At 65.9% G+C, this 836-nt stretch carries 1 protein-coding gene; it reads left to right on the top strand.

The features are described 5' to 3' along the window. Positions 1-836: molybdopterin-dependent oxidoreductase (locus tag FS320_RS44375; protein ID WP_152718778.1), on the top strand; the 836-nt coding region annotated here is incomplete at both ends.

Genomic DNA, 836 nt, shown 5'->3' with positions numbered 1-836 from the left:
CTAGGGGCAGCACGGGAATGCGGTTTTCCGGGTGCGCTCAGCGCCACCCGCCTTCCGGCCGAGCAGCTGCGCGAGTTCTACACGCTGTGGAGTCGCTCGGAGCGCGTCGTGACGGCCTATTCGCAGGGTGTGAACCAATCGATCGTCGGCACCGACAAGGTCAATGCCATCATCAACTGTCACCTGTTCACCGGGCGCATCGGGCGCCCAGGCATGGGGCCGTTCTCGCTCACCGGCCAACCCAACGCCATGGGCGGACGCGAGGTCGGTGGACTGGCAAACATGCTGGCGGCGCATCTCGACATCAACAGCCCGAACCATCGCGAACTGGTTCAAACCTTCTGGGGCAGCCCTGGCATCGCGGAGCGTCCGGGCCTGAAGGCTGTCGAGCTCTTCCGCGCGGTCGGCGACGGCCGGGTCAAGGCGATCTGGATCATGGGCACCAACCCGGCCGATTCCCTGCCGGATGCGGATGCCGTTCAGGATGCGCTTCGCAGCTGCCCGTTCGTGGTGGTGAGCGATGTCACCCGCACCGACACGACACGCCACGCCCATGTCCTCCTGCCAGCGGCCGGATGGGCGGAGAAGAGTGGCACGGTGACGAATTCCGAGCGCCGCATCTCACGCCAACGCTCGTTCCTGAAAGCTCCGGGAGAGGCGCGACCCGACTGGCGCATCATCTGCGACGTCGCCGCCCGCATGGGATTTGCCGAGGCGTTCGATTACCGGTCGCCGGCCGAGATCTTCCGCGAGCATGCCGCCTTGTCGGGCATTGCGAATGACGGAACACGCGATTTCGACATCGGCGCCTGTGCCGAGTTGAGCGAGAGCGCCTA

Source organism: Microvirga tunisiensis (genome assembly GCF_009296175.1).
Classification (GTDB): domain Bacteria; phylum Pseudomonadota; class Alphaproteobacteria; order Rhizobiales; family Beijerinckiaceae; genus Microvirga; species Microvirga tunisiensis.
The sequence above is the reverse complement of the archived record's forward strand: the minus strand, read 5'-3'. Positions and strand labels throughout refer to the sequence as shown.